Source organism: Oleiphilus sp. HI0132 (genome assembly GCF_001635845.1).
In genome coordinates this window covers 1-6,014 of record NZ_LWGJ01001136.1, presented here as the reverse complement: position 1 = coordinate 6,014, position 6,014 = coordinate 1, and the positions used below count along the sequence as shown (strand labels likewise).

Genomic DNA, 6,014 nt, shown 5'->3' with positions numbered 1-6,014 from the left:
GCGCGGAGCCAAAGCGTTGGATGAGCGTTACCGATCCACTTTGTGCCGTAGCCTTGGTAAAACCCGCTTTCTTAATCAGATGGGTTGAGAGTATACGGTAAACGATGCTCAAGACCTTGCCCATCAGCTCCGGGTAACGGGCCAGCAAAAAGCGCAACTGGAAAGGAAAACTCAGCACCCATTGGCGAATAGGCTCTGCGGGAAATACTTCATCCACCAAAAGTGCGGCACTCTCCACCATCCGGCGGGCACCGCAGCTGGGGCAGAAACCACGCCGTTTGCAGCTGAAAGCGACCAAACGCTCGTGATGACAGTCTTCACAGCGCACACGCAAAAAGCCATACTCTAGCCGACCACATTGGAGAAAATCCTCGAATTCTCTCTGAACGTAACGCGGCAAACTTTGTCCCTGGTCATCTAAAGAAGACTTAAAGACCGGATAGTGCTGCTGAACCAATTGATAGAGAAGCGTCTGTTCGGGCCGATGACGTTCATAGTTCGGTACTTGACTCGCCCTGGCATTCCTTGCCGATGACATGAGTATCTTCCTTGATACTGTGTATATGAACAGTATACAGAAGAAGCTTCTAACTGACGATCAGGAATAATTCTGGGCACAAGTTTTTAGTCCGCTCCTCACCAACAGCCGACTAAAAACGGACTATATCTCAAGGTCTGCTTTGTGAAGAAGACAGACTGTGAGAAAGGTAGTGCTTTGTGCTCAAAGCCAAAACTCTGTGACAACCTTAAATCAGGACAGCTAGGCCATATTGATAATGGCCTATTAGGTCTCGAATTGGCACTAGATAGACTATCACCTACTTATAAATTATTTCTTCAGCACGCATTCAAAACCAACTAAAGAGCTTCTTCATACATTTCAGAAAGTCGCTTTTTACTGATCGTGATATAAGACAATACCTGCTCGTGGTTGCTATGACCAAGTATTCGTGCAGCCTGTTTAAGGCTTATTCCTTTATCAATAATCGCGTTAGTGATAAGCGATTTTCGCCCTGTGTGAGAAGACGCATTATGAAAACCTGCCTTCGTGTAAATAGCTCTAATCAAGTGCTCCAGCGAATCACACGCCCTATAGGATTTAGTGGAGCCATCATACATAACCCGCTTTTTCTCTGTCATGGCATAAGGTCTACCCCGATTGTTATATAAGAATCTGCTGTTTGGATTTAATCCCTGGTATTGAGCGCTACCAATGACTGTTCCCCACTTTTTCTTAAGGCGATACTCAATCCAATCCTGGATTATTTCGCGACTTACTGGATTAGTAAGCCAAATAGTTCGTGGCTTAAGGCGCTTACAGATCTTGGCAGGAAGATGAATTTCTTTTCTTAATTCACCTGTAGAGTTTAAAAGAGATCCAGTTTCGATTAATGCGATTTCACTGACTCGCATAGCAGCATGAGAGAGAACCAGAGCGCAGCGCTTACCCTCTTTGTGAGTCATCAGATTTGCGACCGCAAGAGCGTGTCGAATTTCTTTCTTGGATAAAGCTTCAGCTTTACTCATGTCTGTATTTTCCCTTGTAGTACGAAGATACAGACAAAGCATTATCGGCCCTGTCTAAGAAGACTAACACACTAAGTTTATTGGCTTCCACGGAAAATAGGTTATTCCTACGGTCATTTACTTCTTCACTCTATTTCATTGGCAAGTGACTTTTCTTAACCTCAAAACAGATTGAAACTAAGGTAATGTGTCTTTGATCCTTTTATCGTTCAAATCCCTGACATAAAACCATACAGTATTTTGAATTTCTTTATTCAAGGTACAATCATGAAAAACACATTCGTTATTTGGGTATTTTTAATAGTAACTACCAGTAGTTTTGCTTACGGATTTAACAAGCTTAACAACGAGGTCCAATTACTTAAGAACCAGCCTCAGTCTCAATACAACGTCTCTCAGGAACAAATTGCGCTGCTTGTTCAAAATGAGATGGCTAGATACAAGCAGAAAGACTCTAAGAAAGCATTAGAAACACTTAAGAATCAATATTCTTTGGCCTCTGACTCTTCTACTGAATTACGCTACGGAAAAGAAGGCGCTCGTTTCACTTTTGAAATGTACTCAGACATTGAGTGCCCTTACTGCCGACAAATGTTTTTCGACGTTAAGAAGGTCGTCGATAACTCTAAAGGCGTAATTAACTGGGAATACAAGCACTTCCCTTTAGGTGGTCATAACCCGATGGCTGCAATCGAAGCCCAGGCAATTGAATGCATTGCCCAAGAACAGGGTAACCAGTCTGCATGGGTTGCTTTAGATCAATTCATTAAACAAACGCAGGGGAACGGTAAAGGGGTTTCTCAAGGTATTCCTGAATTTGTTAGAACATTTGGTCTGAATGGTTCAATGCTCAAGAACTGCATGCTTTCAGACGAAGCAAAGGTTGCTGTCAATGAGGACTATGGACAAGGCGCTAATAAGGGCGTTTCGGCTACCCCAGCGATCATTCTCAAGGATAACCAGGCTAAGCGTGAATATCTGATCAAAGGTAAGAAGACTCCCGAACAACTTCTCCAAGCTATTCAGTCAATAATGTAAGGAATTAACAATGAGAGTTTTTATCCTGGCTGTACTACTAGGCCTTGTTGGTTGTGACGAAGGAAATATGAGTCAAGGCGCACTCCTTGGCGCACACAAACTATATAACCAAGGCAAATATAACGAAGCGATTTCAAAGGTCTTCCGGGCTAGGTCTAAATATAGATACGAACATACCGAGTTAGCAGAACTCCAATACATCATGGCCCAATCACATTTGAAATTAAGACAGTACAGTAAGGCAAAATTAATCTATTCAATGATCGTAAATGACTACCCAAACACACTGTATGCAGATCTTTCAAAGACTGTTTTGGATGAAATTGCAACTAAAGAACTAGGACTATGAGACACAACAAAACAATAAGGGATAGAGGATTCGATTAATGGAAAATATAAAGAAGTTTATTGAGCAGATGAAAGAATGGTGGGTGAAATCTCCTTATCAGAAACCCATCACGATAATTGGTATTGTGCTAATTCTATCGTTTATTACCTACTCACCACAAAGCGGTGAAAATGAAGATGTACGGCAATTAGATCATATCAGTTATACCGACTTCCTAGAAAAAGCGAAGAATGGCGAAGTAAGCGAAATCAAAGCGTTCGAAGACAGTGTTCTCAGAATCAAGATGAATGATGGTACTGAGTTAAAAACTAATTATGAGTTATTTCCAGAAGACAAGATAATTGATCGAATGCTTGAGTATGGAGTATCAGTTGACTCTTATGAAGAAGAAGTATCAATCTTGCGGCATTTTGATCTTGCAGCCCTATTCAGAACTCTATTATTCACCCTGTTGATCTTTTTAGTCATCAAAACCATTCCCAAAGAGGTGATAACGAATACCTCTAAAGATCATATCGTAAGGGATGTTCAGGAGCGCTTTAGCGATATAGCGGGTAATGAGGTTGCTAAAGATGAGATTATGGAAACCGTAGACTATCTCAGGGATCCTGAGTTATACAGACGCAATGGAGCTCGAACTCCGCGAGGTATACTCATGACGGGCAAACCAGGAACTGGAAAAACCTTGCTGGCTAAAGCTACTGCTGGTGAAGCGGGTGTTACTTTTCTCCAGTATTCTGGTTCTGAATTCACAGGTATGTACGTAGCACTAGGGGTGTTAAAAGTGAAGCAGATGTTTAAGACCGCTAGAAGAAACGCACCTTGCATAATTTTTATCGATGAATTCGACGCACTTGGCGGGATGAGAGGTGCGAATCTTTCACACAATGAAGATGACCGAACCTTGAACCATTTACTTTCTGAACTAGATGGCTTCAAAGAAAGAGACGACATTATCTTCATGGTCGCTACAAACAACCCCGATCAATTAGATAAGGCGGTGACAAGACCGGGTCGGATTGATAGAAAAGTAGCCGTTACGTTACCCAAACAAACTGATAGAAAAAAGATTGCTGAATTGCATGCTCAGCGTATCGACAATATAGAAGCTGACTTCGATCTTATTTCTAAACTGACGACTGGTTTTTCAGGGGCTGAAATAGAAAACCTGACTAATGAAGCAGTGATGCTTGCAAACAAACGTGATCAAAATACTGTGACTACAAAGCATTACGAAGAAGCTTTTGACCGTTTGATGATCGGTAAAACACATGACGGTGCTTTGATTTCAGAAGAGACCAAAATAACGACAGCTGTTCATGAAGTAGGACACGCAATTGTAGCCGCTATGTCTTCTCACCACCCGGACCCTCACAAAGTGTCGGTTATTGCTCGTGGTAATGCTGGTGGCGTAACCATGTTCTTGGAAGAGAATGACGATACTCTGATTAGAAAGAAGGAAATCGAAGATCGTTTAGCCGTTTTGATGGGTGGAAGAGCAGCGGAAGAGATTATGTTTGGCGAAGACTTGATTTCTTCCGGTGCTAGCGACGACATAAAGAAAGCAACCTCCCTTGCTGGTGCTTACGTCAGAGAATTAGGCTTTTCTGATCTTGGCATTATGTCATTCGGAGCGAAACGAGAAGACCCTGTGCTGGGAGGCTTATCTGCTAAGACAGATGGTGAAATACGCAATGTTATTGATAAAGCCTACAAATCGGCCATGAAGATTCGCAATGAAAACAAACAGGCGCTAGAATCGATCTCAGAAGATCTAAAAGAGAAGCTTGTCATTGAAGGAAGCGTGGTATCAGAACACTTGTTCAAACATAGTCAGTTATTAGCTATTTCTAATACAGAACACGACCAGGCTCATACCTAAACTTTTCTATATAGGATTTAAAACCAACTATGCTAGAAGCAATAGGTCCATTAGGAACAGAGATAGATATCAGTATGTTAAACAGTAAAAGCTCCGTCGAAATACTTAATGAGCTATTCGAAGATTCGTGTAATGAGGTTCTAAAATCGTTAGGTCTCACATTTACTTCAGTCTCTTACAAAGACGGTAAGATAGATAAAACTGCACTGAGTTCTGAGATAGAAGCCCATTCTGAAGATCTGAGTTTACTTATTCGTCTTCAAACACCTATCGACATTCTGAAGGAATGCTTTCCTATTGAAAGTTCAACTGATATTTCCATGGAAGAATTAACAGATTGGGTATCTGAACTGGCAAATCGATTTATGGGCGCAATGAAAAGTGCCCTACTCCCTTACGATCATGCCATTCAGTTAGGTACTCCGACACGTATGCTTACTGAAAAGGTGAATGATGGGTTTCATTCATTTGTACTGAACTTAAGCAATAGCGATACTGTTTTTAGAATAGGGCTTTTTACAAAGGTTCTAAATGAAAACGTAGAATTTATTTATCGTGAAGTGGCCGATGATTCCGGCCTCGATGATGGTGAGCTTGAGCTTTTCTAAACACATTCTAAAAAGGGGTAGGTATTCACCCACCCCTAATAGTGTTATTCACAAGAAACTTGTGGAACCCACTCCAAATGTAGATTGACTAAAAACTATCATCCTTTGGTTTCTGTAAGAGATTGATGTGCTGTACCCGCTAAAGCGGTGATCATGGAAAAGTATCATACTTAACGAGGAGAATCGTATGGAACAGTGCTGGCCCCCTACAAAAGAAGAAGAGATCGAGAGTCTGGATGAATTTGCTTACGTCTATAGATGCGATCATTGCAATAAAGAGATTACAGTATCACCAACAGTAAGCGCTATTATAGCTCAAGAGATAGCGATTAGCGAAAATGCAGATTGGATATTCTATGAGAATGAAACATTCTGCTCAAAATCATGTGAATCTAACTTCGGAATTAAGGCTAGATAAGTATGATACTTTGTGGAGTATGAGTGTTTTTTGTTTGATTGATACTTTTTTGTCAATCTACACTTGGCCGAGCACGTAAAAATAGTGCTCTAATAACTTAAGAATGTAAAGATTTTGTTTTTTGTTTTTCCTTTGCATATCATATAGTTACATAATATTAGCTATACTAATTCGATATGAATTTAATATATT

At 40.9% G+C, this 6,014-nt stretch carries 7 protein-coding genes; 5 read left to right on the top strand and 2 right to left on the bottom strand.

Annotated features, from left to right (window positions below; all coding sequences use genetic code 11):
- Both A3766_RS15460 and A3766_RS15450 read right to left on the bottom strand, forming a co-directional pair.
- Positions 1 to 538 (bottom strand): transposase zinc-binding domain-containing protein (locus tag A3766_RS15460; RefSeq protein WP_197479590.1); only part of this gene is annotated, 538 nt, incomplete at its 3' end.
- A 320-nt stretch (positions 539 to 858) separates the two neighbouring features.
- Positions 859 to 1,527, bottom strand: coding sequence for a site-specific integrase (locus A3766_RS15450; protein ID WP_068510108.1), 669 nt, complete (start codon positions 1,525 to 1,527; stop codon positions 859 to 861).
- A 267-nt stretch (positions 1,528 to 1,794) separates the two neighbouring features.
- Here A3766_RS15450 and A3766_RS15445 point away from each other — a divergent pair, with 267 nt between their 5' ends.
- From A3766_RS15445 to A3766_RS15425, 5 genes are all read left to right on the top strand, one after another.
- Positions 1,795 to 2,565 (top strand): thioredoxin domain-containing protein, encoded by a 771-nt coding sequence (locus tag A3766_RS15445; protein ID WP_068510106.1) that lies wholly within the window; start codon positions 1,795 to 1,797, stop codon positions 2,563 to 2,565.
- Between the two features lie 10 nt (positions 2,566 to 2,575).
- Positions 2,576 to 2,914 carry a tol-pal system YbgF family protein gene (locus A3766_RS15440; RefSeq protein WP_068510104.1) on the top strand — a complete coding sequence of 113 codons (339 nt, stop codon included), beginning with the start codon at positions 2,576 to 2,578 and terminating at the stop codon, positions 2,912 to 2,914.
- A gap of 37 nt (positions 2,915 to 2,951) precedes the next feature.
- The gene (locus A3766_RS15435; RefSeq protein WP_068510101.1) at positions 2,952 to 4,796 is read left to right on the top strand and encodes an ATP-dependent metallopeptidase FtsH/Yme1/Tma family protein; all 1,845 of its coding nucleotides are present in this window, start codon (positions 2,952 to 2,954) and stop codon (positions 4,794 to 4,796) included.
- A gap of 29 nt (positions 4,797 to 4,825) precedes the next feature.
- Positions 4,826 to 5,404: a hypothetical protein gene (locus A3766_RS15430; protein ID WP_068510098.1), complete on the top strand. Its 579-nt coding sequence runs from the start codon at positions 4,826 to 4,828 to the stop codon at positions 5,402 to 5,404.
- A gap of 187 nt (positions 5,405 to 5,591) precedes the next feature.
- Entirely contained in the window at positions 5,592 to 5,822 is a 231-nt protein-coding gene (locus A3766_RS15425; protein WP_068510096.1) for a hypothetical protein, read from the top strand.
- Positions 5,823 to 6,014: the final 192 nt, after the last annotated feature.